The following is a 26,298-nucleotide window of genomic DNA, read 5'->3' as shown; positions in this document are numbered from 1 at the left end:
GGTGTTGCCTCCGTCGGACTGACCGGCGGGTGGGGTCCAGGGAGGGAGCCTGCGAATGCTCGTACTCACCCGGCGTGCCGGCGAGAGCATCGTGATCGGGGACGACGTCCGCGTCGTCGTGCTGGACGTGCGGGGTGACACCGTGCGCCTCGGCATCGAGGCTCCGCGCAGCATCCAGGTGCACCGCGCCGAGGTCTACGCGGAGGTGCAGGCGGCCAACGCCGCGGCCGCGTCGCCGGCCGACGCCGAGGAGCTCGCGGAGCGCCTGCGCCGGTTCGCGCGGCCGGTCGGTGGACGACGCATCCCTCGCCCCAGCAAGCCTGCCGGTGAGCGGGGGGCCGGCTCGGGCGAGAAGGGCGCACCGCCGTCCGGGGAGCCCGCAGCCGAAGCCGTGCCGCAACCCGCGGGTGCGCCCAAGCCGAGCCCGGAGGGCGGCGTCCCGCCGAAACCCCGGCCGCCCGGCCGGATCACGCCCGCCGACGTCCCGCCGCGGAGACCTGCGCCCTAATTAGTCGTGATCATGGAAGAAAGCGCGGCCCTCGTGTCCGTCACCTTCCGGTGACAGGCACGAGGGCCGCGCTTTCTTCCATGCCCGTCGGCGCCTGGCGGCGCCTCCTCCCGAGCGACCGCTGGGCTTAGCCTCGCTTCACAGCAGCCAGCAGCAGCTGCGCGACGTCGAGGACCTCGACCTCCTGGCGGGCGTTGCCCTCGGACTGCGAGTTGGTCAGCCCGTCGGAGAGCATCACGTTGCAGAAGGGGCAGCCGACGGCGATCTTGTCGGCCCCGGTGTCGATGGCCTCCTGGGCGCGGGTGTTGTTGATCCGCTTGCCGATGGTCTCCTCCATCCACATGCGGGCGCCGCCGGCGCCGCAGCAGAAGGAGCGGGACTGGTTGCGCGGCATCTCCTTGAACTCCACGTACGGCAGCGCGCCGATGAGTTCGCGGGGCGGCTCGTAGATGCCGTTGTGCCGACCGATGTAGCAGGGGTCGTGGTACGTGACCGGCTCGGTGGTGAGCTTGCCGGCCGTGGAGTCGGCCGAGCCGGAGACCGGGGCCACCGGGATCAGCTTCTTGTCCCGCACCAGGCGGTTCAGCAGCTGCGTGTGGTGGACGACCTCGTAGTTGCCGCCGACCTGCGGGTACTCCTTGGACAACGTGTTGAAGCAGTGGGCGCAGGAGACGACGATCTTCTTCGCGCCGGCCTCGTTCAGCACCTCGACGTTCTGCATCGCCAGCTGCTGGAACAGGAACTCGTTGCCGGAGCGGCGGGCCGAGTCACCGGTGCAGGCCTCGCCGTCGCCCAGGACGGCGAAGCTGACGCCCGCGGTGTTCAGCAGCTCGGCGATCGCCCGGGTCGTCTTCTTCTGGCGGTCCTCGTAGGCGCCGGCACAGCCGACCCAGAACAGGTACTCGACCTCGCTGAGGTCCTCGATGTCGGTGCCGACCTGCTTGACCTCGAACGGCAGGTCCTTCGCCCAGTCCATCCGCAGCCGAGGGCTCATGCCCCACGGGTTGCTGTTCTTCTCCAGGTTCTTGAACAGGCCGTTGAGCTCGTTCGGGAACGCCGACTCGATCAGGACCTGGTAGCGGCGCATGTCGACGATGTGGTCGACGTGCTCGATGTCGACCGGGCACTGCTCGACGCAGGCGCCGCAGGTCACGCAGGACCACAGGACGTCCGGGTCGATGGCGCCGCCCTCGGCGTTGTACGCGGCCAGCGAGCCGAGCACGTCACCGTGCGGGTCGTCCGGGCCGCCGTGGGAGGCGTAGCCGGTGTCACCGACCAGCGGGGTCTGGGCGGCGGCCACGGCGGACGCCGGGATTCCGGTCTTCTCGCCCTTCTCGGCCTTCTCGCGCAGCGCCTCGTCGGCCAGCAGCCACGGACCCTTCGCGAACAGGTGGTCGCGCAGGCCCATGATCAGCAGCTTGGGGGACAGCGGCTTCTCGGTGTTCCAGGCCGGGCACTGCGACTGGCAGCGGCCGCACTCGGTGCAGGTGGCGAAGTCGAGCAGGCCCTTCCAGGTGAAGTCCTCGACCTTGCCGACGCCCAGCGCCGCGTCCTCGTCGAGCTCGTCGACCTTCTCGAAGTCGAGCGGCTCGCCCTTGATCTGGATCGGCAGCAGGGCGCCGAGGGCCTTGGGCTCGCGCTTGGCGGAGACGTTGATCGGGGCCAGGCCGATGTGCAGGTGCTTGGAGTGCACGACGAGCACGAGGAAGCCCAGGATGATGCCGACGTTGCTCAGCAGGAAGACCGTCTCGAGGACCTCGTTGGTGTGCTCGCTCAGCTGGTCGAGCGGCCACGCGGTCAGGTGCGACAGGAAGGCCGCCTTGTTGTACGGGAAGACCCCCGTGTTGACCGACGCGGCCCGGAACAGGGTCTGCGTGATCATGACCAGGCTGATCATCCCGAGGATGACCCAGGCCGGGCCGGTGTGGGAGCCGAAGAAGCGGGAGCCGCGGTGCAGGCGGTCGGGCGCCTTGACGACGCGGATGATCGCGAACGTGATGAGCGCCAGCAGGACGGCCGTGGTGAAGAAGTCCTCGATGAAGCCGACGACGGCCCAGTGCCCGATGACCGGGATCGCGAAGTCCTCGTCGAAGATCGCGCCGAAGGCCTCGATGATGCAGAGGAAGAGGACGCTGAAGCCCCAGAAGGTGAAGGCGTGGGCGAGGCCCGGGACGCTCCACTGCAGCAGCTTCTTCTGACCGACGACCTCGGCGGTCTGGGTGCGGATCAGCTTGCCCAGGTTCTCGAGCCGGCCCGGCTCGGGCTGCCCGGAGCGGATCAGTTGCACCAGCCAGCCGACGCGGCGGCCCGCGACGGCGAAGGCGACCAGGACCATCGCCATGCCGATGGTGATGCGAACGGCTTGCATGCTGTGCTCCTGCTGCTCGGGGCCACGTCGTCGTAGCCGTATCTATCGGTACGCGCGCGGGCGAGGTGAACGAGTCGCAAGTGTCGCAGTATGCGTCGCCGTGCCGTCGTCGCCTCGCTGTGGCCTGGCTCATGCCTCGGGACCTGGCCGCATGCTACTAGCCGGTAACGAGACCGCCCGTCGCCGGGTCGGCGGGCTTCCTGATAGCTACGGAGTGTAATCAGCCGGTTGCGCACGAAGATGCGAATCAGCGTTCCGGTAACAAGTCGTGGTGCCGCCGGGCGGTGTTCCGGGGAAAGGGGTGACGCGGAGCACGTGGTGCGGTTAAGTTACCGAACCGTAGTGTTCCACGCCACACACCGGTGGGCCTCGTCACGGCAGCGTCGCCGTGACCATCCGCAGGCCCGCTGCAGACCAACGGAGGTTCTGTGACAGCCCCTGAAACCTGCCCGCAGACCGGGTGGACGGAGCGGCCGGTCGAGGTCGGAGGTGTGACCGATGCTGTTCTCTGAGGGGACGATCGCGCTGGTCACGGGTGCCTCCAAGGGCATCGGTGCGGCGTGCGCCATCGACCTGGCGGCCGAGGGCGCCACGGTCCTCGTGAACTACAACAGCGACGAGGTCGGCGCCAAGTCCGTGGTCGCCACCATCGAGGCGGCCGGTGGCAAGGCGGTGGCGATCCAGGCCAACGTGGGCGACGAGGCCTCCGTGCGCGCCATGTTCAGCGCCATCCGTCGTGATTACGGCCGGCTCGACGTCCTCGTCGCCAACGCGGGCATCACGGTCGACAAGGCGATGCTGCAGATGACGACCGCCGACTTCGAGATCGTCATGCAGACGAACGTGACGGGCACCTTCCTGTGCTGCAAGGAGGCGGCGCGCCTGATGGCGCTCAACCGCAAGGGCTCCATCGTCACGCTCTCGTCGATCACCGCGCGGGGCTATCCGGCGGTCTCGAACTACTCGGCGTCGAAGGCGGCCATCGCCTCGTTCACCAAGAGCATCGCCACCGAGCTGGCGCTCGGGAACGTGCGCGCGAACACCGTGTCGCCGGGGCTGATCGAGACCGCGATGACGAAGAAGATGGTCCCCGACGCCCGCAAGGCCTTCATCGACGGGACGGCGCTGGCCCGGGGGGCCGAGCCCGAGGAGGTCGCCTACGTGGTGTCCTTCCTCGCCTCGGACAAGGCGTCCTTCATCACCGGCGCCGACATCGCCGTCGACGGCGGCGCCTCGCTCGGCATGGTCATCCCCAAGACCGGCCTGCTCGCCCGTCAGGACGACACCAAGCGGCGCCGGATGTCCGGCGGCAGCGGAGCGACCCGCCGTCCGGTCAAGCCCATGAAGCGACCCGGCGCCCCCGCCGGTGACAGCAGCCCCAGCACCGAATCAGCCACTGAAGGGAACGTCCGATGACCACCTCCACCGAAGCCCCCGCCACCGCGGAGCTCGACGCTGCGATCGCGAAGGCCGCGGAGTGGCGACAGATGACCGACCGCATCAAGGAGGTCCTCGTCGACCGCCTGGAGCTGCCGATCCCGGCCAACTGGATCACCGACGACCAGGCCCTGTTCGGCCGCGGTCTGGAGCTGGACAGCCTGGACGCGCTCGAGCTGTCGATGGCCATCGACCAGGAGTTCGGTACCCCCGTCTACGAGGAGAACACCGCCCTCTTCGGCTCCGTCTCGGCCTTCCTCGGCTACATGCTCGAGAAGCAGTCGGAGCTCCCGCCCGAGGAGGCCGCGCGGATCAAGGCCATGATCCTCGAGAAGACCGGCATCGACGCCAGCGCCCTGCAGGCCTGAGCCCCCCTTCCCCCCGAACCCTTTCCACGAGAACGACGAGGTTTCCCATGGTTTCCCCGCTGAAGGACCAGTTCCCCGACACCACCGAGTACGCCACGATCGGTGCCGCCGAGGTGGCCACCACCTTCGGTGACCTCGAGGCCGAGTACGCCGCGATCCGCGAGAACGTCGCCAAGTTCGACCTCTCGGGTGCGGGCCTGCTCGAGATCACGGGTGCCGACGCCTACGACCTGCTGCAGATGGCGCTCGCCCGCGACCTGGAGTTCGTCACCCCCGAGCAGTCGCTGTCCAGCCTGCTGCTCGACGCCGACGGCAAGGCCATCGACGTGGTCGTGGCCTACTACGCGGAGGAGGGCTTCCGGCTCGAGACCAGCACGGGTACCGGTCCGGCCACCGCCGCGCACCTGACCGCCCTCAAGGACGAGCAGGGCCTGGACGCCGAGGTCAGCGTCATCAACGACCGGCTCACCATCATCCTGGTCGAGGGGCCGCAGGGCGCCGCGACGCTGGAGGAGACCATCGAGCCCGACCTCGGTGCGCTGCCGCTGTCCGGCCTGATGGAGGTCGAGTTCGCGGGCGCCGACCTCCTGGTCTCCCGCTCCGGCTTCACCGGCGAGTACGGCTACAAGATCTTCGTGTCGGTCGACGACGTGGCCGCGGTCTGGAACGGCCTGGAGATCCAGGCGGCGGGTCAGACCGCCCTCGAGGCCGCGATGTTCGAGATCCGCCAGCCGGTCATCCACATCGAGGACACCTCCGCCTCCGCGCTGGCCAACGGCTACGCCTGGCTGATCGACATCACCAAGGAGGAGTTCTTCGGCCGCGACGCCGTCCTCGAGGCGTTCGAGGCCGGCGGCCGGGCCGACGTGGTCGGTTACGCCACCTCCGCCCCGCAGGAGGTCGGCACCCCGGTGAGCATCGGCGGTACCGAGGTCGGCACCGTCGTCAACTCCCTCTACTCCCCGGGTCGTAAGGACTACGTGGGTCTCGTCCGGCTCCGCGAGGACCTGGTCGCCCCCCACCTCAACCTGACCGCGGCGGGCGGTGCGCAGCTCACCACGCTGGCGGCCCCGTACGTCCTGCCCGTGAGCTGGAACCGGCGCTGATCCACCCCGGGGCGTCCCGGCCGTCGTCCCCACGACGGCCGGGCGCACCGGCCCTGCACCGCACCCCTCCACAGCTTCAGACGAGAGCCCCCCTCTGACGGCACCGCCGCCGCGGCTCAAGGAAGGTCCGTGAGATGAAGAAGGTCCCGGTAGTCATCACCGGCATCGGCGTGATCAACGCGCTGGGCCGTAACAAGGACGAGTACTGGCAGAACCTCGTCGACGGCAAGTCGGGCGTCCGGCTGGCCACGGACCACGAGTTCGTGGGCATGGAGGGCGTGTACCTCGGCGAGGTCGAGGACGAATGGGTGGCCGAGGGCCTCCCCGAGGGCGCCGACACCGGCGGCGTGCGCATGAACGCGCTCGCGTTGGTCGCTGCCAAGCAGGCGCTGGAGGACAGCGGCCTCGACCTGTCGACGATCGCCGACAAGGAGTTCGGCATGGTCGTCGGTCAGTGCCAGGCGACGGCGGGGCCGACCGTCGGCACCTACCTGCCCTTCCACGAGGCGACCGACAAGGTGGCCAACCACTTCGGCCTGACCGGTCCGCGCGTCCTCATCTCCACCGCCTGCGCCGCGGGCGGCAACGCCGTCGGCACCGGCCGCGACATGCTCTGGGACGGCACCGCCGACATCGTGCTGGCCGGTGGCGTCGACGACCTGCAGAAGGGCTCGCACCTCGGCTTCGAGCTGCTGGGCGCGATCTCCGACGAGCCGACCGCGCCGTACAGCCGTTCCGACGGCCTGAGCCTGGGCGAGGGCGCGGCCTTCCTGGTGCTGGAGACGAAGGCCAGCGCCGAGGCCCGCGGGGCCAAGATCCTCGCCGAGGTCGCGGGGTACGGGCTCTCGGCCGACGCCTACCACGCCACCGCGCCGGACCCGACGGGCAAGGGCCCGCTGCGCGCCGTGCGCCGTGCGCTGGTCGAGGCCGACCTGACCCCCGAGGACGTCTCGTACGTCAACGGCCACGGCACCGGCACCCCGACCAACGACCGGATGGAGCGCAAGGCGATGCGCTCCTTCTTCGGCGAGCGGGTGCGCGAGGTCCCGATGAGCGCGACCAAGGCGGCGCTGGGCCACAGCCTCGGTGCCTCCGGGGCCATCGAGGCCGTGACCTGCGTGATGGCGATCCAGAACGGCGTCGTGCCGCCCACGGTGAACTTCCACGGCGAGGCTCCCGAGGACTACGACTTCATCCCGCACAAGGGTCGCGCGGCCGACGTGCAGATCACGCTGTCGAACAACTACGCCTTCGGCGGCAACAACTGCTCGCTGGTGCTGGCCAAGCCGGGCCGGCTGAACCGGGCCGAGGAGACCACGACCGACCGGAAGATCCTGGTCACCGGGCTGGGCGTCGTGTCCGGCTTCGGTCTCGGCGTCGACGCCTGGCGTGAGGGTGTGGCCAAGGGCGAGAGCGCGATCGGCAAGATCACCTCGTTCGACGCGGCGAAGTACGGCACCGAGTTCGGCGTCGAGCCGTTCCCGCTCGGGGCCAAGCCGCTGGCCGCCGCCAGCCTGTGGCGACACCTGGCGGGCTACGGCCGGCAGGCCCTGGCCGCGACGACCTTCGCTTTCCAGGACGCCGGTCTCAAGACCAACGGCCCGGGCCGCGAGAACGTCGGCCTGATCTTCGCGACCGGCTACGGCCCGATCGAGACCGCGGTCGAGCTGATGATCGGCATGCAGAGCCCCGAGGGGGCCAGCGCCCTGAGCTTCGCCAACGCCACGGTGAACGCCGCGGCCGGTGCGGTCTGCCAGGCCCTGACCCTGCGCGGCCCGACAACGACGATCGCCTCCGGCGGTGCGTCGGCGCTGATCGCGCTCGACTCGGCCCTGCAGTTGCTGAAGACCGGCCACGCCGACCGTCTGGTGCTGCTGGCCATCGACGACTTCTGCGAGGCCGTCATGATGGAGCGCAGCAAGCACGACCAGCTGTCCGCCGAGGGCGTCGTGCGGCCCTACGACCAGGACCGTTCGGGCACCGTGCTGGGCTCGGCGGCCGTCGCGATCCTGCTGGAGGCCGAGGAGATCGTCGAGGCGCGGGGCGGCAAGGCCTACGCGCAGGTCGGCGGCGTCGCCCACGGTGGCGTCTCGCACCAGCAGGACGCCGCCACCGCCGAGCGGGTGCTGAAGAACCTGCTCTCGCGCAGCGGCACCGACGCGGCGGAGATCGGTCTGGTCGCGGGTTCGGGCACCGGTGCCGACCGCGACGACGCCGAACTGGCCGGCCTCAGCTCCGTGTTCGGCCCCGAGCTGAACCTGACCGCCCCGAAGTCGCTGACCGGCGAGTGCGAGGCGGCCTCGGGCGGCATCAACATGCTCACGGCCATCCTCGCGGTGGCCGAGGGCGTCGTGCCGGCCACGGCCAACCTCACCAACCCCTCGTCGCAGTACCCGTTCGCGCACGTCACCGAGCCCAAGACCGGTGCCGACGTGAACAAGGCGATCGCCACCGCCACCACGCCGTCCGCGGCGTTCGGCGCGGCGCTGTTCACGTCGGTCTGACCAACCGGCTCTCGATGAGGACATCGGAGGAGCTCACTCTCCATGAGTACTGACACGAACGCTCGGCTGGTGCTGCCCGGCGAGGAGCCGAGCAGCCCGCCGGCCGTTTCGCGCCCACCGGGCGGAAGCATCTGGGACGACGGCACCCCCACCCCGGAGGAGCTCGACGTCACGAACTGGCTCCTGACCACCACCCGGTCGAACCGTAAGACCCTCGACATGGACCGGCCGGTGCCCCTCGACGTCATCGAGGAGTGCCTGGAGATCTCCCTCCAGGCCCCCACCGCACACAACACCCAGCGGTGGCACTGGATCGTCGTCGACGACCGGAAGAAGATCGAGGCCATCGCCGACGTCTACCGCCGGACCTGGCTGCAGACGACCCGCGGCGCGAAGCGGCCGGGCCGCCGGTTCAAGGCGTCCACCGAGAGCAACGCGAAGTACAGCAAGATCGAGGACTCCACGCAGTGGTTCGCGGACAACATGCACCGCGTCCCGCTGATGGTCGTGCCGTGCGTGACCGGCGTGCGCTACGACGATGCGATGGTCGGGCGGCAGTGGGTGCAGGCGATGGAGGCCGCGGCCCGAGGGCCGGCCACCGGGCTGGAGGGCCGGGTGCCCTCCGCACTGTGGATCTACAGCGGCTTCTTCGCCACCATCTACCCCGCCGTGTGGCAGTTCCAGCTGGCCCTGCGGGCCCGCGGTCTGGGCAGCACCCTGACCGTGAACCACCTCGCCAACGAGGACCTCACCGCGGAGATCCTGGAACTGCCCGGCGGCGTGACGCAGGCCTGTCTGCTGCCGGTCGCCTACACGACGAAGCGCACCTTCAAGCCGGCCCTGCGCCAGCCCCTGGCGTCGAAGCTGTCGTACAACACCTTCGAGGGCACGCGCGAATGACTGTGCTGGGCGTGATGTTCCCCGGCCAGGGCACCCAGAAGGTCGGGATGGGCCGCGTGCTGGAACGCGGCTCGAAGGCGGCGTCGGCCGTGTTCGACACCGCGGACGCCGTGCTCGAGCGTGACGTGCGCGGGCTGTGCTTCCGCGGCCCGACGCCCGAACTCACGCTCACCCAGAACGCCCAGGTCGCCATCTTCACCAGCAATGCGGCCGCCCTGGCCGCGCTGCGCGAGGAGGGGCACGAACCGGTCCTGGCCATGGGCCACAGCGTCGGCGAGCTGAACGCCCTGGTGGCGGCCGGCGTCCTGAGCCTGGAGGACGGGCTGCGCCTGGTCGCCGCCCGCGGGCGGCTGATGGGGTTGATCGAGACCCCCGGCACGATGGCCTCGATCCTCGGGCTGGCGCCGGACGACGTCCGCGCGTTGTGCGAGCGGTCCGGTCACGTCGTCGTCCCGGCGTTGGTGAACGGCCCCGAGAACATCGTCGTGTCCGGCGAGGTGGCCGGCGTCGAGGCCGTCGAGAAGCTGGCGCTGGAGGCCGGGGCCCGCAAGGCGACCCGGCTGACGGTGAGCAGTGCGTTCCACTCACCGCTCATGGCCGAGGCCGTGCCGGAGTGGGAGCAGGTGGTCGCGGCGGCGACCATGAACGAGCCGCGGTTCCCGGTCGTGCTGAACACCACCGGCGCGGTCGCGACGGGTGCGGACGACGCCCGGCAGGCCCTGGTCGACCAGCTCACCGGCCCCGTGCGTTGGGTCGAGGACGTGCGGGCGGCGGTCGCGCAGGGCGTGGACCTGATGGTCGAGGCCGGCGACAGCAAGGTGCTCACCGCGCTCGTGCGCGCGATCGAGCCCGACCTGTCGTGCGTCGCGATGCACGACCCGCGGGCGTTGCGCCGGCTGCGCACGGAGCGGGCCGGCTGATGGGCACGATGACGGCGTCCGCCGTCGACGCCCGGGGCCTGGCGGGCGCGCTCGCCCCGGCCGGCTCGTTGCTGGCCACCCGGACCGAGGTGGTCGCCGTCGACGGCGCCAAGAGTCTCGGCGACCTGCTGCACGGCTGCCCGACCGGCCTGGTCTTCTCCAACGCCGAGCAGCGGCTGTGCGGCATGCGGGACGACCTGACCGGGTGGGCGGGCCGGTTGGCCGCGAAACTGGCCGTCGCCACCCTGCTCGACCTGGAACCCGTTGCCGCACTGCGGGAACGGCGCGACATCGGTCTGGCGCACCTCGAGGTGCTCCCCGACCGCGGGGACTGCCCCGACGGCCCCGGCTGTCTGGGTCCTCATCCACCGGCACTCCACCTCGGGTCTCCGGCGTTCGCCGGGGTGGAGGGTCGTTGGCAGCTCAGCATCAGTCACACCCGGAGTCGGGCCATGGCGCTCGTCGCCAGGTACAGCGAAGGAACGGTGAACCTCCCATGACGTGGTGGCAGGCCTACGGTCGCGACAAGGCGATCAACCAGGTGATCAACCAGGCAGCCAAACAGAACGCCGAGAACCCGGTCAACGAGGAGACGCAGGTCTTCACCGGGAACTACACGCCCGGCACGAAGCCGCTGACCGTCGTCCTGCTGCCGGCGCTGTTCGTCGGCGACTGGATGTGGGAGGGCATCTACAACCGGCTGAACGCCGAGGGCTGGCCGGTCATCCAGTTCACCGAGTCGATCTCCCTGATCGACCGGCAGACCGCGCGCTCGATCAACCGGGTCGCGGCCCGACTGCTCGAGGCCACCCGGCAGCACACCTCGCAGCCGCTGGTCGTGGCGGGTGACTCGTTGGGCGGGCTGATCGCCTTCGAGTTCGCCCGGTCCTTCCCCGACGAGACGGCCGGCCTGGTCGCCTCCGGTGCGCCCGGCCTGAACCTGAAGGTGCAGGAGTTCGCGCGCAACCTGGCGCAGGACGTCACGTCGCCGACCGAGTTCGCCGACAAGTTCCTCGGCAAGCTGCTCTACGACCCCAACGCGCACGACATCGACCCCGAGCGGTACGAGAAGGTCGTCGAGGAGCTCGCCGAGCCCGACAACCTGACCTCGATGATGAGCGCGGTGCGGGCGATCAGTCGGTACAACTCCCGCAAGATCGTGATGGAGATCGACACTCCCAAGCTGTTCATCTGGGGCAAGCACGACGAGATCACCCCGGTCGAGGACTGGGAACGGGCGCTGCCGCGGATGAAGAACGCGCGCCTGGTCTCGTTCGAGGAGTGCGGCCACGCGCCGATGTTCGAGAAGCCCGACGACTTCTACCGGGAGCTGGTCACCTTCCTGAACGAGCTGGTCGCGAACATGACACCCGAGCAGCTCGCTCAGGCCGAGGCCCAGAAGCAGGCCATCGAGCAGGCGGCGGCCGAGGTCAACGCGATCGAGCAGGGTTCGACCGGGCAGTGAGGCGGCGGTGATCGGCACGCTCGTGCAGGTTCCGGTGCTGCTCGGCGTCGACGTGACCGAGGTCGGTCGCGTGGCCGAGCTGATCGACCGGTACGGCGCGGCGGCCGTGCGTCGGGTGTGCGACGACGCGGAGATCGGCCGGGTGGGGCTCGAACCTGCCCGGCTGGCCGCCGTCTTCGCGCTGAAGGAGTCGGCCATCAAGGCGATGGGTGGACGGCCCGCGGGGTTCCGCTGGCAGTCGATCGGCACGGCGGACGCGCCCGCGCACGCGGTGCCCGCCGAGGCGCGTCGCCTGCTCGACGACTTCGTCCGCGACGTCGGGGCCGGCTCACAACTCGCCGTGGAGGTGAGCTGCACGCTGGCCGGGCGCAGCGCCGAACGGGCGGCCCGGCTGCTCCCGGGCCCGGGTGAGATCCGCGGTGCAGGAAGCTATCTGACGCAGGACGGTCACATGTTCGCCGCCGTCTGCTTCTGGAAGGACTGAGTACCTGATGAGTGACGCAATGTCGATGATCGCCTCGGCCACCGGGCAGGAGCCCATCGTGGTGAACGGCGACGAGATCCGCGGGCAGTCGCGGGTCCGGCACTACTCCGTGTCGGCCGAGGAGCTGGCGGCCTACGCGGCGGCCACCGGTGACACCCGCACCGACCGGATCGCCGGTGAGGTTGCCTCTCCCGCCTTCGGTTTCGTACCGCTCACGCCGCTGCTGTTCGAGGTCGTCGACGAGGTCGCGGGTGATGTCGGCCCGACCGGCGTCGTCCACACGCACCAGAGGTTCACGGTGCACGAGTCGATCGCGGCGGGTGACGAGCTGACCGTCACCGCGTCGGTGGCGGACCTGCGCGGCGGCCCGTTCGGCACCGTGTGCACCATCCTGGCCAGCACCGTGCGGGCCGACGGCGTCGAGGTCAACAGCCAGCTGGTCACCGCCCTGCTGGTCGGTTCCACCTGCGAGAACCCCATCATCGACGATGCGTACGCGCCGGGCGAGCCGCCCGCGGGGGTGGGCAAGCCGCCGGCCGGCAGCATCCCGCTGTCCATCGACCGCGACCTGGCGCCCCGCTACGCGGACGCCTCGGGCGACCGCAACCCGATCCACCTCGACGCCGCCTACGCGCGCAACGCGGGGTTCCCGGGCACCATCCTGCACGGCATGTGCACGTTGGCGATGTCGGCGAACGCGCTCGAGGCCAAGTTCCCGGAGTTCGTGCACTCGACCGGTCTGGTGATCGAGTTCACCCGGCCGGTGTTCCCGGGGGACAAGCTGACCGTGAAGTACGACGTCGACGAGGCCGAAGGCGGCGTCGACCTCCGTTTCGAGGTCGTGAACCGCAAGATGCGCACCGTCATGCGCGGCGGGTCGCTCAGCCTGCGCAAGTAATGCCCATGCTGCCGGAATGCACATTCCGAGGGGCGGAAACGGCCTGAAGGGTGTGCATTCCGACAGCATGAGCAGTAGGGGCGGGTGACTCCGGCCCGTGTGGCTCGGCGTGGTGAACATCCGGCGAACGTCGGCGGCAGGGGTGTCCTGCGGTGCCTGACGCGATTAACGTCATGGACATGCGGCGGGGCCGGGCCATCACCTCGACGCCGGTGCGAGCCGGTGCGGTGATGTGGGGCGCGATCGCCGGGTCGTTCCTGGCCGGCTGTTTCGCGGTTCCAGGGGCGGAGGCGGTCGACGACACGGCCATCGCGGCAGTGTCGGACGATGCCACGGTCGCGGCCTACCGCGCGGCTCCCGGTCAGGCGAACGACGTCTCCGTGACCGTAACCTGGACCGACGCCGGCCTCTCGATCGCCCACTACCGCATCGACGACGTGGTGCCGATCGAAACGGGGCGGCTCTGTTCCCACCCCGACGCCGCTGACCCGACGGTCGTCGTGTGCGACACCTATGAGTCCCCTGACGGGGGGCCGGATCTCGTGGTGGAGCTGGGTGACGAGGACGACCTGGCCGTCACCGAGGCGCTGGCCACGGTGCGCGGCGGCGCGGGTGACGACGTCCTGGGCGCTCGTGGGCACGGCAGCACGCTCGTGGGTGGCCCGGGCGCCGACATGCTCCTGGGCAGTCCGGAACGGGACTACCTACGGGGTGATGAGGGCGCCGATCGGATCGCGGGCGGCCGCGGCGGTGACCAGATCGCTGGCGGCCCGGGTGACGACGTGATCTACGGCAACTCGAGCAACGACATCATCTTCGGCAACTCGGGCGACGATTCGATCAGCGGTGGCCCGGGCCGGGACACGATCTCCGGCGGTCCGGGCCGGGACTCGGTGCGACAGTAGGCATCTACGTTCATGCTGTCGGAATGGACATTCCGAGCGGCCGGAGCCGACCCCGGGCTGTGCATTTCGACAGCATGAGCATCAGAGGCCGAGGGTGCGGTAGCGGCCCAGCCGGGCGGCGAGGCGCATGGCGTCGTCCTGGGCCGTGAGGGTGAGCAGCTCGTGCTCGAGCACGGCGCCGACGCGGGTGAGGAAGTCCTCGGGTTCGTCGACGGCGTCAGGCTTCTCGAGCACCACCCGGTCGACGATGCCGTGGGCCAGCAGGTCCCGGGAGCGCACCCCCTGGTCGGCGGCCACCTGGGCGGCGTGCTCGGTGGTCCGGTGCACGATCACCGACGCACCCTCGGGCGGCAGCGGCGACAGCCACGCGTGCTGCGCGGCCAGTACCCGGTCGGCGGGCAGCAGGGCCAGGGCCGCGCCGCCCGCGCCCTGGCCCAGCAGCAGGCACACCGTCGGCGCGTCCAGCATCACGAGACCGGCCAGCGAACGGGCGATCTCGGCCGCCAGACCACCCTCCTCCGACTCCCGCGACAGGGCCGCCCCGGCCGTGTCGACCACGGAGACCAGTGGGACGCCGAGCTCCGCGGCCAGCTGCTGGCCGCGCCGCGCCTCCCGCAGCCCGGCCGGCCCCATCGCCCGGTCCGCACCCCCGCGCCGGTCCTGGCCGAGCACGATGCAGCGGGCCGCGCCGAACCGGGCCAGAGCCAGCAACATGAGGGGGTCGCTCTCGCCGCGCCCGGTCCCGTTCAGCGGAACCACGCCACTGGCAGCGACTTTCAGCAGGCCCCGCACGCCGGGGCGGCGCGGGTTCCGGGTCCGGGTGATCGAGTCCCAGGCCGGGACGTCGGGCAGCTCGGCGGGGTCGTCGACCGTGTCACCGGGCGGCAGCGGCGGCGGTTGCGCAGCGGCGCCCTCGGGCCGGGCCAGCACGGCCAGGGCCTCGATCGCGATCTCCCGCAGGTGTTCCGGGTCGACGACCGCATCGATCAACCCGTTGGCGAACAGGTTCTCGGCGGTCTGCACGCCCTCGGGGAAGTCCTCCCCGTGCAACGCCTTGTAGACGCGCGGCCCGAGGAAGCCGAGCAGCGCACCGGGTTGCGCCGCGCTGACGTGCCCGAGCATCGCCCACGACGCCATCACCCCACCGGTGGTCGGGTGGCGCAGGTAGACCAGGTACGGCAGGCCCGCGGCCCGGTGCGCGGCGACCGCGGCCGAGATCTTCACCATCTGCAGGAACGCGACGGTGCCCTCCTGCATGCGCGTGCCGCCGGACGTCGGCGAGGCGATCAGCGGCAAGCCCTCGGCCCGGGCCCGTTCGGCCGCGCGGACGAACCGCTCGGCCGTGGCCACCCCGATCGACCCGGCCAGGAAGTCGAACTCGCCCAGCACCAGGGCCACCCGCCGTCCGCCGAGCAGGCCCTCGCCGGTGATCAGCGCCTCGTCGAGCCCGGTCTTCGCGCGGGCGTTGGCCAGGTCGGCGGCGTAGCCGTCGGAGATCTCGCCCACGACGACCGGTGGCTCGTCCCACGCGACCCAGCTCCCGGCGTCCAGCACGCGCTCCACCAGTTCACGAGCACCGAGTCGGGAGGTCACGAGGACCAGTCTTGCAGCAGGATGTCCGCATGCTGGAGCCCGTCGACCAGGTGGCCGCGGAGCTGCGCGCGGCCGGGACGCCGGAGCGGGCCGAGGGTTCGAAGGCCTACCTGCACTCCGAGCTGGAGTTCTTCGGGGCGACGGTGGCCGCCGTGCGCGCCGCCGCCCGCCGGGCCCGGCGCGAGGCGACGACCCGGTCCGAGGCGTTGGCGCTGGTCGAGGGCCTGTGGGCGCGGCCGGTGTTCGAGCTGCGGCTGGCCGCCGCGCTGGTGCTGGTGGACGCCGTCCCGCAGCTCGAGGCGCGCGACCTCGCCGTGGTCGAGGGGCTGGTGCGGGAGTCGCACACGTGGGCGCTGGTCGACGTCCTGGCCGGGGACTGCGCGGGGCCGCTGGTCACCCGGCTCGAGGCGGACGGCGCCGACCTGACGCCGGTGCTCGACCGGTGGGCGGTCGACGAGGACTTCTGGGTGCGGCGCTGCGCGCTGCTGGTGCACGAGCGGGCGTTGCGGGCCGGTGCGGGCGACTGGGCCCGGTTCACCCGCTACGCGGACGCGATGCTCGAGGAGCGGGAGTTCTTCATCCGCAAGGCGATCGGGTGGGTGCTGCGCTCGGCGTCGAAGCGGCGGCCCGACCTGGTGCGGGCCTGGGTGGAACCGCGGCTGGAGCGCATGTCGGGGGTGACGCGGCGCGAGGCGGTGAAGTACCTCTGAACGGTCACTCGGTGCGCGGCTCGTACCCGGCGGTGCGGAGGGTCTCGACGACCGTCGCGCAGTGCGCGTCGCCGCGGGTCTCGACCCACACGGCGATCTCGACGTCGTTGACCGCGAGCTGCGGCCCGGTGCGGACGTGTTCGACCTCCAGCACGTTCGCGTCGGTCTCGGCCAGGGTGGCCAGCAGCCCGGCCAGCGAGCCCGGCTGGTCGGGGACCCGCACCTGTACCCGCAGGTACCGGCCGGCCGACGCCATGCCGTGCCGGACCAGCCGCATCAGCAGCAGCGGGTCGACGTTGCCGCCCGAGACCACCGCCACCACAGGGGTTTCCAGTCGGTCGGCGATCTTCTCGTCGAGCAGGGCGGCCACCGCCACCGCGCCGGCGGGTTCGGCCAGCAGCTTCTGCCGCTCGAGCAGGACGAGCATGGCCCGCGAGATGAGCTCCTCGCTGACCGTGACCACCTCGGCCACGTGCTGCTCGATCAGCGCGAACGGGACGTCGCCGGGCCGGGCCACCGCGATGCCGTCGGCCATCGTCGGCATCGGGCGGCCGTCGGTCTCCAGCGGCACGGGACGTCCGGCGGCCAGCGACGTCGGGTAGGCCGCCGCCTGTTCGGCCTGGACCCCGAGAACGGTCACGTGGGGCGCGCGCTCGGCGAGGTAGGTGGCGATGCCGGCGATCAGCCCACCGCCCCCGGCCGGGACCAGCACGGTCCGCACATCGGGTCGGGCCGCGAGGATCTCCAGGCCCGCCGTGCCCTGTCCGGCCACGACGTCGGCGTGGTCGAACGGGTGGATGAGCACCGCGCCGGTGCGTTCGGCGTAGGCCTGGGCGTGGACGAGCGCGTCGTCCACGGAGTACCCGGCGAGTTCGATCTCGGCCCCGTAGCCCCGGGTGGCGTCGAGCTTCGGCAGCGGGGCGCCGTGCGGCATGAACACCCGGGCGGGCAGCCCGAGCTCCCGGGCGGCCAGGGCCACCCCCTGGGCGTGGTTGCCGGCGCTGGCCGCGACCACGCCGTGCCGGGCGGCGTTGCCCAGGCGGGACATTCGGGTGTACGCCCCTCGGATCTTGAAAGACCCGGCCCGCTGCAGGTTCTCGCACTTCAGCCAGACGTCGCCGCCGAGCCGCTCCGACAGCGCCCGGCTGTGCACCGTCGGCGTGCGCCGGACGATGCCCGCCAGCAGTTCGTTCGCGGCCTCGACGTCCGCCGCCGTCACCAGCTCGACCATGCGGCTCAGCCTGCCACCGCCATCATGCGTTTGTGCATGATCACGGCGGCAATCATGCGTTCGCGCATGATCACCGCGATGTCTCGGTGATCATGCGCGAACGCAGCATCGGGTCAGGCGCGGAGCTGGGCCAGCACCGGGGCCTGGCGGGCCAGCTCGTCGAGCATGGTCTTGGCACTGCCGGCGACCATGTCGCTCGGCGCGAAGGCGCCCTCGCCGTCGATCATGCCGCCCACGAACGGGATCATGACCGCGTCCGTCAGCGGGGTGATCTTCAGCGCGGCCAGCACCTGCTTGACCTGCTGGGCGGCCCGCAGTCCGGCGCTGACCCCGCCGTAGCTGACGAGCCCGGCCGGCTTGTGCGCCCACTCCTCGTGCAGGTAGTCCAGCGCGTTCTTCAGCGGGGCGGTCATGCCGTGGTTGTACTCGGGGAACACGAAGACGAAGGCGTCGGCGGCGTCGACGGTCGCGCTCCAGGCCTTGGTGTGGTCGTGCACGTAGTCGCGCAGCCGGGGGTGGTTGGGCTCGTTCATCAGCGGCAGGTCGAGCTCGGCCAGGTCGACCACGTCCACGTCGAAGCCGCCGTGGGCGCGGGCCTGCTCGGCGATCCAGGTGCCGACGGGGTGCCCGACGCGGCCGGGACGGGCGCTGGCGATGACGACGGCGAGGCGCGAGGTAGTTGAAGTCACAACTATCTGAGCGGCAGCGACCCCACGCCTATTCCCCGCCTCGGGCCGAGATCACCGCGGATGCCGGGATCGGGCGAGTTCCGCTCGAGGAATCCCGGCAATAGTCGTGATCAGGCCAGCCCCGGCGGCAAGGGACGCGCGTGCAGGACGGTCAGCCGCTGGGTCGGCCGGGTCAGCGCCACGTACAGGTCGTTCACGCCGCGCGCCGAGCCCTCCACGATCGCCGCGGGCTCGACCACCACGACCGTGTCGTACTCCAGGCCCTTGGCCGCGTCGACGTCGAGCACCGAGACCCGCTCCGCCAACTCGGGCGCGAGCTGCGCCAGCACCTCGGCACCGAGCGAGCCGTCCAGGCCTCGGGGCGTGACGACGGCGAAGCGACCCCCGGGTAGCAGGGCGTCGTCGTCGCGCAGGGCGTGCGCGGCCGCCTGGGCGTAACCGGCATCCGGCACGGCGACGAGCACCGGCGCCCATTCGCCCTCGCGGGCGGCCCGGGCCGGACGCACCGGCACCCCGGCCGCGCGCAGCATCTCGGTGGCCGGCCGGATGATCAGCCCGGGCGTCCGGTAGTTGACCGACAACTCGCGCAGCTCCCAGCGGTCGCGCGCGACGCCGTCCAGCATCTCCTCCCAGGACGACGCGCCCGCCGCCGAGCCGGTCTGGGCCAGGTCTCCGACCACGGTCATCGAACGCGACGGCACCCGCCGGGCCAGCAGCCGCCACAACATCGGCGAGGCCTCCTGGGCCTCGTCGAGGACGACGTGCCCGAACGTCCAGGTGCGGTCGTCGCGGGCCCGCTCGGCCACGGTCATCGTCGGGCCCGACCCCGCGAACCGGTCGGCCAGCTGCTCGGCGCTGATCATCGAACCCGCCTCACCGGCGCTCTCCAGCACCCGCCGGGCGTGCTCCAGGGCCTCCTGCCGTTCCGCGGCCGCGGCCGCCGCGGCGCGGGCGTCCCGCACGGACGACGTGACGTCGGCGCCGATCAGCTCGGCCACCTCGTCGAGCAGAGGCACGTCGGCCAGCGTCCACGGCGAGCCCGGGGGCCGCACCAGCGCATCGATCTCGGCCGGCTTCAGCACCCCCGCGGCCGCCGCGCGCAGCCGGGTCGGGGAACTCAGCAGCGTGGCCAGGAAACCCGTGGCGGACAACGGCATCCAGCGCAGGTTGATCTCGCGACGGACGTCGACACTCTCCCGCAACTCCGCCTGCAGCTCGAGCCGGGTCTCCTCGTCGGGGTCGATCCGACGGGCCCGGGCCAGCTGCCGGGTGAGGTCGTCGAGCACATGCCGGACGAACGTCGTCCGGGCCTCGTTGTGCGGCCGCCCGGTCTGGCGGGCCCGGCCCCGGGCGTCAGCCACCAGCCGTGGCGAGAGGGTGAGGCCGTCGCCGTCCAGCGACAGCTTGACCGGGGCGTCGAGCGCGAGCTGCCGGTCGCGCACGGCGTTGCGCAGCACCCGGGCCATCCGCAGGTCACCCTTCACGGCCACGACCTCCGGCCGTTCCGGCCCGCTCGCGTCGACCCCCGGGAAGAGCTGGCCGGGCGTCGACAGCAGGACGCCGGTCTCGCCCAGGGAGGGCAGCACCTGCTCGATGTAGCGCAGGAAGACCGGCGACGGCCCGACCACCAGGACGCCACTGCGGGCGATCCGCTCACGGTAGGTGTAGAGCAGGTACGCGGCCCGGTGCAGCGCGACGACGGTCTTGCCGGTGCCCGGCCCGCCCTGCACGACCAGCACGCCCGACATGGGGGCCCGCACGATGGCGTCCTGCTCGGCCTGGAGCGTGGCCACGATGTCGCGCATCTGCCCGGTGCGCCGCGCCGTCAGCGCGCTCATCAGCGCACCCTCGCCGGTCACGCTCTGCCGGGTGTCGTCGTCCAGCCCCGAGTCGTCCAGGATCTCGTCGTCCACCCCGGTCACGGACCGGCCCCGGGTGGCGATCTGCCGGCGCCGGGCCACGCCGTTCGGGGCGGCCGCCGTGGCCTGGTAGAACGCGGCCGCGGCGGGCGCCCGCCAGTCGATCAGCAGCTGGAGCTGGTCGTCGTCCGACATGCCCAGGCGCCCGACGTAGCGGCGCTCGGAGACGCCGTCGACCGCGGCCATGTCCATCCGCCCGAAGCAGAGCCGCTCCTCGACCGCGCGCAGCGTGGTGAGGCGCTCGGTGTAGAGCGCGTCGAACGCGTCGCGCTCGGCCCGCCCGGCCGGCGTGGGGACGACGGGGGCGCGCCGCAGCCGCTCCAGGGAGTCGGCCGCGCGTTCCCGCAGCTCGTCGAGCCTGGCGTACAGGCCCCCCACCACGGCCTGCTCGAGCGCGATCTGGCGCTCGGGCTCGCCCGCACCCATTACCGCGGCCTCCTCGTGGACTGGCTGTCGACTGGAAAAGTCGGCATACCAGTATGGACCGCCGGGGCGCCTCATGCGTTGCCGACGGTTGAACACGCATCGATCACACGGGCCGGTTCTGCTCGATCCAGTCGTCGATGAGCCGCCACCAGGCGTACAGCCAGTCGCCCTGGGCCTGCGGGTCGGCCGGGATCTCGTCGAACGGCACCCGCCACCAGCGCATCGTGATCTCGACGTCCATCGGCAGCGCCCGCCACACGTCGCCGACCGAGAACAGGTGGTCGGTGCCGGTGTGCGCGACCCAGACCACGTCCGGGGGGTCCGGGTTGTCGCGCTGGGCCCCCAGCGCGGCCACCACCCCGGCGGTGCGGGGTGGCAGGACGTGCCGCATCCGCTCGGCCTTCTCGGCCTGCGCGAGCATCCCCCGGCGACGCAGCTTGAGGATGGCCCGGGCCCGCCGGCGGGCCGTGAAGTTGCCCCCCTCGGGGAACAGGACCAGCGCGTCGTTCCCGTCGAGCCGGGTGGCCAGGTCGGCGATGGCCTCCACCGGCCGGTCGCGCCCGGCCCGGACGAACCGGTTGGGCAACCGGTTCAGCACGATGTCGATGGCCGGGTCGAGCTGCAGCAGGTCCTTCAGGACGATGCGCGGTTCGCGGTCGTAGCGCTTCAGCAGCGCGTGCACGATGAGCAGCGAGTCGCCCGGCCCGGCGTGCCGGCAGAACACCACGAGGGGTCGGCCGAGGTACTCGTCGGGGGACGGGCCCTCGATCCGGACCCGCACGTGCAGGACGCTTTCCGCGAGCCGGTAGACCGTGTCGAGGAGCCAGGCCACGAGCAGGTAGTGGCGCCGCTCGCTGGCCGGTTCGCGCAGGTGCCGGCCGAACCCGGAGCGGACCCACAGCCAGCCGAGCGCGCTCAGCGCGACGAGCTCGGCGGCCAGGTAGACGACGGCGACCAGCAGGACCCGCAGCAGCCGCCACTTGCGGGGCCGCGGCTGGGCCAGCGCGCGCAGGTACGAGCGCAGGTAGGGGCGGGCGGGCGGCCAGCCGGTCGGCGGCGGCCAGACCAGGCTGCCGAGCGCGGCCAGGGCGGCGGTGACCGGGAACGTGATGATCGCCAGGAGGGCGAACACGACCATCCCCGGTAACAGCACCAGGCGCCGGATGAGCTTCGGGGGTAACACTATTCGAGCCCGTCGAGGTACTCGACGCAGGCCCGGTAGGCCTCGTCGATACGCCCGCGCACGTGCCGCACCTCGCGGTAGCGCAGGTTGGCGCTCGGGCTGTGGACGTCGCCCGCGGGCAGCACGTGGACGCTCACCCCCTCGGGGACCGCGGCCAGGTCGGACGAGAAGCGGTGCCGCCGGGCGATCTCGAAGGCGACCGTCGCCACGTCCCAGGGCAGCCGCGGTGGTTTGAGCGGCTGGTCGATACGCCCGACGTGCAGGACGAAGATCCGGGTCGCGCCGAGCGAGACGGCCCGGCTGAGCGGGATGGAGTTGACCAGACCTCCGTCCAGGTAGTGCTCGCCGTTGATGGCCACCGGGGGGAAGAGCCCCGGGACGGCGCAGCTGGCCGCCACCGCGTCGGCCAGAGGGCCCGTGCTGAACCAGGTCTCGGCCGCCCGCTCGATGCTCGCGGCGCAGCACTGGAAGGGGGTGACCAGCTCCTCGATGTTCAGGGGGCCGAGTGCGTCGAGCATCAGCCTGCGCAGCGGTTCGATCGAGTGCAGGTGCGTGCGGGTCGAGGCCGCCACCCGCAGCCGCTTCCACGGGCTGGCGAAGATCTCGCTGTCGCCCAGGTTCTGCCACGTCTCGGTGAGGGCCTCGACGGCGGCCGGCGTGGGCTCGGCGGCCACGACGGCCCCGTTGATGGCCCCGATGCTGGTGCCCAGCACGAGGTCGGGCCGGTACCCCGCCTCCATGAGGGCCCGGACCATGCCCACCTCGGTGGCGCCGAGCAGCCCGCCGCCGCCGAAGACGAATGCCGTGGTCATAGGCGCACCAGCATGGCGCAGCGCGCTCGCTCCCGCATGCCAATCAGGAGGCCGCGGCGGCGACCAGGCGAGCCAGCTCGCCGACCTGCGCGGCGTCGTCCGGGAGCGTCCCGATCGTCAGCCGCACCCGCCCGCCCACCTCGAGGCAGCCGCCGTCCGGGCAGGCGTGGAACGGAGCCCCGGGCGTCACCCCGACGCCCGCCCCGGCCAGCGTCACGACCGCGCGCCGCTCGTCGGCGACCGGCAGCCACATCGCCAACCCGTCACCCGGCGCCACCCGCACCCCGTGCTCCAGCAGCGCCTGGGCCAGTCCCGACCGGCGCCGTGCGTAGACCCGGCCGGCGTTGCGGACCGCCTCCACCGCAACGGTTTCCGTGAGCAGGTCGAGCAGCACCTCCTGGAGCATCCGCGACGTCCAGCCCGGCCCGAGGCGCCGCTGCCGCTCGACCGCGGTGACGACGTCCCGCGGCCCGCCCAGCGCGGCCAGCCGCAGGTCCGGTCCGTGCGACTTCGAGAAGCTGCGCACGTGCACGGTGCGCTCCGGCAGCCAGCGGCCGAGGCTGACGTCGGGGGCCGCCGCGATCGCGCCGGAGTGGTCGTCCTCGACGACCAGCACGTCACCGCCGTCGCGACGCAGGATGCGGGCCAGCGCCCCGGCTCGGGCCGGGGTCAGCGAGGCGCCCGTCGGGTTGTGCGCGCGCGGCTGCAGGACCATCGCGACGGGACGCGCGGGCCGCAGCTGCGCGAGCCGTTCGGTCAGGGACGACGGGCGCGGCCCCCGCGCGTCCAGCTCCACCGGGACGACGACCGCCCCCAGCCCGTCGAGCAGGTCCAGCAGCGGCGGGAAGGCGGGGTGCTCGACCAGGACGTGGTCGCCGAGCCGCACGGTCAGCCGCAGGACCCGCTCGAGCCCGTCGAGCGCCCCGTCGACGACGGTCAGGGCCTGGACGTCGTACGGCCAGTCCGCGCGCAGGCGCGCCTCGAGCGGCGGCAGGACGGCCGGGTCCAGGTAGTTGGACGTCGTGGCGCGGCGGGACACCCGGCCCAGGGCCGGACCGACGTCCGGCAGCAGGGCGGGATCGGGGACGCCGGTGCTCAGGTCGAGCGTCAGCTGCGCCCGGGGCGCGGCCGGCATCTCGCGGTAGCGGGACATCCAACGCGTCGGGGTGTCGACGAACGACCCGGCCCGACCCCGTGGCACGATCGCGCCCGCCTGCTTCAGCGCCCGCCACGCCTCGGCGACCGTGGCGGGGCTGGTGCCCAGGGCGGCGGCCAGGTCCCGGACCGTCGGCAGGCGCTCGCCGTGGCCCAGACGACCCGTGCTGATCAGGCGGTTCACGGTCGCGGCGATCCCGGCGGCCGAGCGGTCGGGGATGGTCGCGGCCAGGGCGGCCGCCGTCCAGGGGCCGGTCGCTGAACCCCCCGAGGCGATCGACACGTACGACAGTCTTGGTCAGGGCCCTTGCCTTGGGCGAGAGCTGGCGGCAAGGGTTAACCAGGTCGACACGGCAGCGGTGCGTCGTTGATGAGTCCGAAATGTTCAGCCAGCAGAATCACACATCGTTCGCGAGAGGAGTGGTCATGACAGTGGTGCGGGCGGCGATCAGCCAGACGACGTGGACGGGCGACAAGGAATCGATGATCGCCAAGCACGAGGGCTTCGCACGCGACGCGGCGTCGCAGGGGGCGCGGATCGTCTGCTTCCAGGAGCTGTTCTACGGGCCGTACTTCGGCATCACCGAGGACGCGAAGTACTACGACTTCGCCGAACCCGCCGACGGCCCGATCGTGCAGCGGTTCGCGGCCCTGGCCAAGGACCTGGGCATCGTGATGATCCTCCCGATCTACGAGGAGGACATGCCCGGCGTCTACTACAACACCGCGGTGGTGGTCGACGCCGACGGCTCGATCCTCGGCAAGTACCGCAAGCACCACATCCCGAACCTCGACAAGTTCTGGGAGAAGTTCTACTTCCGCCCCGGCAACCTCGGCTACCCGGTGTTCGACACCGCGGTGGGCAAGGTCGGCGTCTACATCTGCTACGACCGGCACTTCCCCGAGGGCTGGCGCGAGCTGGGCCTCAACGGCGCGCAGATCGTGTTCAACCCCAACGCCACCAAACCCGGCCTGTCGAACCGGCTCTGGGAGATCGAGCAGCCGGCCGCGGCGGCCGCCAACGGCTACTTCGTGGCCGCGCCGAACCGGGTCGGCACCGAGGACAACGAGTACGGCGACCTGGCGGTCACGTTCTACGGCTCCAGCCAGTTCGTCGACCCGCAGGGCAATCTCGTCGGGCCGATGGGTTCGTCGGAGACCGAGGAGCTGGTGGTGCGCGACCTCGACCTCGACATGATCCGTAGGGTGCGCAACGACTGGCAGTTCTACCGCGACCGCCGTCCGGAGAGCTACACGTCCATCCCCAAGCCGTGACGCGAAGGAGCTGACAGGCATGAGCACCACACTGATCCGCGGCGGCACCGTGGTGAGCTCGACCGGGTCGAGCCTGCAGGACGTGCTGGTGGACGGCGAACGCATCGTCGCGCTGCTGGCCCCCGGGACGTCGGTGCTGGGTGACGTCGCGGCCGGCGCGGCGCAGGTGATCGACGCGACCGGGAAGTACGTGATCCCGGGCGGCATCGACGCGCACACCCACATGGAGCTGCCCTTCGGCGGCACCTTCGCCTCCGACACCTTCGAGACGGGCAGCCGGGCCGCGGCCTGGGGCGGGACGACGACGATCGTCGACTTCGCGGTGCAGACCTACGGCCAGAGCGTCCAGGACCAGCTGGCCGTCTGGCACGAGAAGGCGGCCGGCAACTGCGCCGTCGACTACGCCTTCCACCAGATCATCGGCGACGTGAACGACGAGTCGCTCAAGGCGATGGACGAGCTGATCGGCGAGGGGGTCACCAGCTTCAAGCTGTTCATGGCCTACCCGGGGGTCTTCCTGTCCAGCGACGGCCAGATCGTACGGGCCATGCAGACCGCCGCCGGCAACGGCGGCCTGATCATGATGCACGCCGAGAATGGTTCGGCCATCGACGTTCTCGTCCAGCAGGCGCTGGCCCGCGGCGAGACCGACCCGTACTACCACGGCGTCACCCGGCCCTGGCAGACCGAGCAGGAGGCCACCCACCGCGCGGTGATGCTGGCCGACATCACCGGCGCCCCGCTGTACGTCGTGCACGTGTCGGCCAAGCAGGCCCTCGCCCGCATCGCCGAGGCCCGCAACGCCGGGATGAACGTGTTCGGTGAGACCTGCCCGCAGTACCTGTACCTGTCGCTCGAGGAGCAGCTCGGGGCCCCCGGTTTCGAGGGCGCCAAGTGGGTCTGCTCGACGCCGCTGCGCTCGCGGGCCGAGGGCCACCAGGACGAGCTGTGGAAGTACATCCGCACGGGCGACGTCACCACGGTCTCCACCGACCACTGCCCGTTCTGCATGAAGGACCAGAAGGAGCTGGGCATCGGCGACTTCTCGAAGATCCCCAACGGCATCGGGTCGGTCGAGCACCGGATGGACCTGCTCTTCCAGGGCGTCAAGGACGGCAAGATCAGCCTGGAGAAGTGGGTCGACGTCTGCTGCACCACCCCGGCGCGGATGTTCGGGCTGTACGGCCCGAAGGGGGTCATCGCCCCGGGCGCCGACGCCGACATCGTGGTGTACGACCCGAACGGCCATACGTCGATCAGCGTCGACACGCACCACATGAACATGGACTACTCGGCCTGGGAGGGGTACGAGATCGACGGTCACGTCGACGTCGTGCTGTCCCGCGGCACGGTGATCAAGGACGAGTCCGGTTACGTGGGGACGAAGGGGCACGGCCGGTTCGTCAAGCGCGCCCTCTCGCAGAACCTGCTCTGAGAGGTCA

Annotated in this window: 23 protein-coding genes; 15 read left to right on the top strand and 8 right to left on the bottom strand. The window is 71.6% G+C overall.

Annotated features, from left to right (window positions below):
• The first annotated feature begins 55 nt into the window (after positions 1-55).
• The gene (csrA, locus tag ACIB24_RS02100; RefSeq protein ID WP_398274442.1) at positions 56-508 is read left to right on the top strand and encodes a carbon storage regulator CsrA; all 453 of its coding nucleotides are present in this window, start codon (positions 56-58) and stop codon (positions 506-508) included.
• A 127-nt stretch (positions 509-635) separates the two neighbouring features.
• Here the strand turns inward: csrA and ACIB24_RS02095 are convergent, their stop codons facing one another.
• Positions 636-2,876 carry a heterodisulfide reductase-related iron-sulfur binding cluster gene (locus tag ACIB24_RS02095; RefSeq protein WP_398274440.1) on the bottom strand — a complete coding sequence of 747 codons (2,241 nt, stop codon included), beginning with the start codon at positions 2,874-2,876 and terminating at the stop codon, positions 636-638.
• Between the two features lie 498 nt (positions 2,877-3,374).
• Here ACIB24_RS02095 and ACIB24_RS02090 point away from each other — a divergent pair, with 498 nt between their 5' ends.
• The 11 genes from ACIB24_RS02090 (at position 3,375) to ACIB24_RS02040 (ending at position 13,863) form a co-directional block, all read left to right on the top strand.
• On the top strand, positions 3,375-4,292 hold the full coding sequence (locus ACIB24_RS02090) for an SDR family NAD(P)-dependent oxidoreductase (protein ID WP_398274436.1): 918 nt from the start codon (positions 3,375-3,377) through the stop codon (positions 4,290-4,292).
• Entirely contained in the window at positions 4,289-4,681 is a 393-nt protein-coding gene (locus ACIB24_RS02085; protein WP_398274433.1) for an acyl carrier protein, read from the top strand. Before ACIB24_RS02090 ends, ACIB24_RS02085 begins: the two co-directional genes overlap by 4 nt.
• A gap of 47 nt (positions 4,682-4,728) precedes the next feature.
• Positions 4,729-5,787: an aminomethyl transferase family protein gene (locus ACIB24_RS02080; RefSeq protein WP_398274431.1), complete on the top strand. Its 1,059-nt coding sequence runs from the start codon at positions 4,729-4,731 to the stop codon at positions 5,785-5,787.
• A gap of 134 nt (positions 5,788-5,921) precedes the next feature.
• The gene (locus ACIB24_RS02075) at positions 5,922-8,291 is read left to right on the top strand and encodes a beta-ketoacyl synthase N-terminal-like domain-containing protein (RefSeq protein ID WP_398274428.1); all 2,370 of its coding nucleotides are present in this window, start codon (positions 5,922-5,924) and stop codon (positions 8,289-8,291) included.
• Between the two features lie 42 nt (positions 8,292-8,333).
• The gene (locus ACIB24_RS02070) at positions 8,334-9,191 is read left to right on the top strand and encodes a nitroreductase family protein (RefSeq protein WP_398274425.1); all 858 of its coding nucleotides are present in this window, start codon (positions 8,334-8,336) and stop codon (positions 9,189-9,191) included.
• Positions 9,188-10,111: an ACP S-malonyltransferase gene (locus ACIB24_RS02065; RefSeq protein WP_398274422.1), complete on the top strand. Its 924-nt coding sequence runs from the start codon at positions 9,188-9,190 to the stop codon at positions 10,109-10,111. The genes ACIB24_RS02070 and ACIB24_RS02065 overlap by 4 nt, the downstream gene beginning before the upstream one ends.
• On the top strand, positions 10,111-10,611 hold the full coding sequence (locus ACIB24_RS02060; RefSeq protein WP_398274419.1) for a hypothetical protein: 501 nt from the start codon (positions 10,111-10,113) through the stop codon (positions 10,609-10,611). The genes ACIB24_RS02065 and ACIB24_RS02060 overlap by 1 nt, the downstream gene beginning before the upstream one ends.
• Entirely contained in the window at positions 10,608-11,576 is a 969-nt protein-coding gene (locus tag ACIB24_RS02055) for an alpha/beta fold hydrolase (RefSeq protein ID WP_398274416.1), read from the top strand. The genes ACIB24_RS02060 and ACIB24_RS02055 overlap by 4 nt, the downstream gene beginning before the upstream one ends.
• A gap of 7 nt (positions 11,577-11,583) precedes the next feature.
• Positions 11,584-12,060: a 4'-phosphopantetheinyl transferase superfamily protein gene (locus ACIB24_RS02050; RefSeq protein WP_398274413.1), complete on the top strand. Its 477-nt coding sequence runs from the start codon at positions 11,584-11,586 to the stop codon at positions 12,058-12,060.
• 7 nt (positions 12,061-12,067) lie between these two features.
• Positions 12,068-12,958, top strand: coding sequence for a MaoC/PaaZ C-terminal domain-containing protein (locus tag ACIB24_RS02045; RefSeq protein WP_398274410.1), 891 nt, complete (start codon positions 12,068-12,070; stop codon positions 12,956-12,958).
• A 152-nt stretch (positions 12,959-13,110) separates the two neighbouring features.
• The gene (locus ACIB24_RS02040; RefSeq protein WP_398274407.1) at positions 13,111-13,863 is read left to right on the top strand and encodes a calcium-binding protein; all 753 of its coding nucleotides are present in this window, start codon (positions 13,111-13,113) and stop codon (positions 13,861-13,863) included.
• Positions 13,864-13,944: 81 nt separating this feature from the next.
• Here ACIB24_RS02040 and ACIB24_RS02035 read toward each other — a convergent pair whose 3' ends face one another.
• Positions 13,945-15,456, bottom strand: a complete 1,512-nt coding sequence (locus tag ACIB24_RS02035) for a carboxyl transferase domain-containing protein (protein ID WP_398274405.1) — start codon at positions 15,454-15,456, stop codon at positions 13,945-13,947.
• Positions 15,457-15,485: 29 nt separating this feature from the next.
• Here ACIB24_RS02035 and ACIB24_RS02030 point away from each other — a divergent pair, with 29 nt between their 5' ends.
• A complete protein-coding gene (locus tag ACIB24_RS02030) occupies positions 15,486-16,166 on the top strand; it encodes a DNA alkylation repair protein (RefSeq protein ID WP_398274402.1) in 681 nt (226 codons plus the stop codon).
• A 4-nt stretch (positions 16,167-16,170) separates the two neighbouring features.
• Here ACIB24_RS02030 and ilvA read toward each other — a convergent pair whose 3' ends face one another.
• The 6 genes from ilvA to ACIB24_RS02000 form a co-directional block, all read right to left on the bottom strand.
• On the bottom strand, positions 16,171-17,397 hold the full coding sequence (gene ilvA, locus ACIB24_RS02025; RefSeq protein ID WP_398274399.1) for a threonine ammonia-lyase: 1,227 nt from the start codon (positions 17,395-17,397) through the stop codon (positions 16,171-16,173).
• A 113-nt stretch (positions 17,398-17,510) separates the two neighbouring features.
• Positions 17,511-18,086 (bottom strand): NADPH-dependent FMN reductase, encoded by a 576-nt coding sequence (locus ACIB24_RS02020; RefSeq protein ID WP_398274396.1) that lies wholly within the window; start codon positions 18,084-18,086, stop codon positions 17,511-17,513.
• Between the two features lie 110 nt (positions 18,087-18,196).
• Positions 18,197-20,431, bottom strand: a complete 2,235-nt coding sequence (locus ACIB24_RS02015; RefSeq protein ID WP_398274393.1) for a HelD family protein — start codon at positions 20,429-20,431, stop codon at positions 18,197-18,199.
• Positions 20,432-20,534: 103 nt separating this feature from the next.
• On the bottom strand, positions 20,535-21,569 hold the full coding sequence (locus ACIB24_RS02010; protein ID WP_398276707.1) for a 1-acyl-sn-glycerol-3-phosphate acyltransferase: 1,035 nt from the start codon (positions 21,567-21,569) through the stop codon (positions 20,535-20,537).
• 44 nt (positions 21,570-21,613) lie between these two features.
• The gene (locus tag ACIB24_RS02005) at positions 21,614-22,426 is read right to left on the bottom strand and encodes a patatin-like phospholipase family protein (protein WP_398274391.1); all 813 of its coding nucleotides are present in this window, start codon (positions 22,424-22,426) and stop codon (positions 21,614-21,616) included.
• Between the two features lie 43 nt (positions 22,427-22,469).
• Entirely contained in the window at positions 22,470-23,864 is a 1,395-nt protein-coding gene (locus ACIB24_RS02000; protein WP_398274388.1) for an aminotransferase class I/II-fold pyridoxal phosphate-dependent enzyme, read from the bottom strand.
• Between the two features lie 143 nt (positions 23,865-24,007).
• On the opposite strand from ACIB24_RS02000, the gene ACIB24_RS01995 reads away from it, so the two are divergent.
• Positions 24,008-24,856 (top strand): nitrilase-related carbon-nitrogen hydrolase, encoded by an 849-nt coding sequence (locus tag ACIB24_RS01995; RefSeq protein WP_398274385.1) that lies wholly within the window; start codon positions 24,008-24,010, stop codon positions 24,854-24,856.
• A 19-nt stretch (positions 24,857-24,875) separates the two neighbouring features.
• Positions 24,876-26,291 carry a dihydropyrimidinase gene (gene hydA / locus ACIB24_RS01990; RefSeq protein WP_398274382.1) on the top strand — a complete coding sequence of 472 codons (1,416 nt, stop codon included), beginning with the start codon at positions 24,876-24,878 and terminating at the stop codon, positions 26,289-26,291.
• Positions 26,292-26,298: the final 7 nt, after the last annotated feature.

The sequence above is a fragment of the Spongisporangium articulatum genome (assembly GCF_044465595.1).
Taxonomy (GTDB): Bacteria; Actinomycetota; Actinomycetes; order Actinomycetales; family Kineosporiaceae; genus Spongisporangium; species Spongisporangium articulatum.
The sequence above is the reverse complement of the archived record's forward strand: the minus strand, read 5'-3'. Positions and strand labels throughout refer to the sequence as shown.

Coding starts and splice junctions, on each gene's coding strand:
- ACIB24_RS02065 (WP_398274422.1), top strand. CDS start 9,188: ATGACTGTGCTGGGCGTGATGTTCCCCGGCCAGGGCACCCAGAAGGTC.
- ACIB24_RS02085 (WP_398274433.1), top strand. CDS start 4,289: ATGACCACCTCCACCGAAGCCCCCGCCACCGCGGAGCTCGACGCTGCG.
- ACIB24_RS02060 (WP_398274419.1), top strand. CDS start 10,111: ATGGGCACGATGACGGCGTCCGCCGTCGACGCCCGGGGCCTGGCGGGC.
- ACIB24_RS02090 (WP_398274436.1), top strand. CDS start 3,375: ATGCTGTTCTCTGAGGGGACGATCGCGCTGGTCACGGGTGCCTCCAAG.
- ACIB24_RS02075 (WP_398274428.1), top strand. CDS start 5,922: ATGAAGAAGGTCCCGGTAGTCATCACCGGCATCGGCGTGATCAACGCG.
- ACIB24_RS02070 (WP_398274425.1), top strand. CDS start 8,334: ATGAGTACTGACACGAACGCTCGGCTGGTGCTGCCCGGCGAGGAGCCG.
- ACIB24_RS02080 (WP_398274431.1), top strand. CDS start 4,729: ATGGTTTCCCCGCTGAAGGACCAGTTCCCCGACACCACCGAGTACGCC.
- ACIB24_RS02005 (WP_398274391.1), bottom strand. CDS start 22,426: ATGACCACGGCATTCGTCTTCGGCGGCGGCGGGCTGCTCGGCGCCACC.
- ACIB24_RS01995 (WP_398274385.1), top strand. CDS start 24,008: ATGACAGTGGTGCGGGCGGCGATCAGCCAGACGACGTGGACGGGCGAC.
- ACIB24_RS02055 (WP_398274416.1), top strand. CDS start 10,608: ATGACGTGGTGGCAGGCCTACGGTCGCGACAAGGCGATCAACCAGGTG.
- csrA (WP_398274442.1), top strand. CDS start 56: ATGCTCGTACTCACCCGGCGTGCCGGCGAGAGCATCGTGATCGGGGAC.
- ACIB24_RS02015 (WP_398274393.1), bottom strand. CDS start 20,431: ATGGGTGCGGGCGAGCCCGAGCGCCAGATCGCGCTCGAGCAGGCCGTG.
- ilvA (WP_398274399.1), bottom strand. CDS start 17,397: ATGGTCGAGCTGGTGACGGCGGCGGACGTCGAGGCCGCGAACGAACTG.
- ACIB24_RS02010 (WP_398276707.1), bottom strand. CDS start 21,569: ATGGTCGTGTTCGCCCTCCTGGCGATCATCACGTTCCCGGTCACCGCC.
- ACIB24_RS02030 (WP_398274402.1), top strand. CDS start 15,486: ATGCTGGAGCCCGTCGACCAGGTGGCCGCGGAGCTGCGCGCGGCCGGG.
- ACIB24_RS02045 (WP_398274410.1), top strand. CDS start 12,068: ATGAGTGACGCAATGTCGATGATCGCCTCGGCCACCGGGCAGGAGCCC.
- ACIB24_RS02095 (WP_398274440.1), bottom strand. CDS start 2,876: ATGCAAGCCGTTCGCATCACCATCGGCATGGCGATGGTCCTGGTCGCC.
- hydA (WP_398274382.1), top strand. CDS start 24,876: ATGAGCACCACACTGATCCGCGGCGGCACCGTGGTGAGCTCGACCGGG.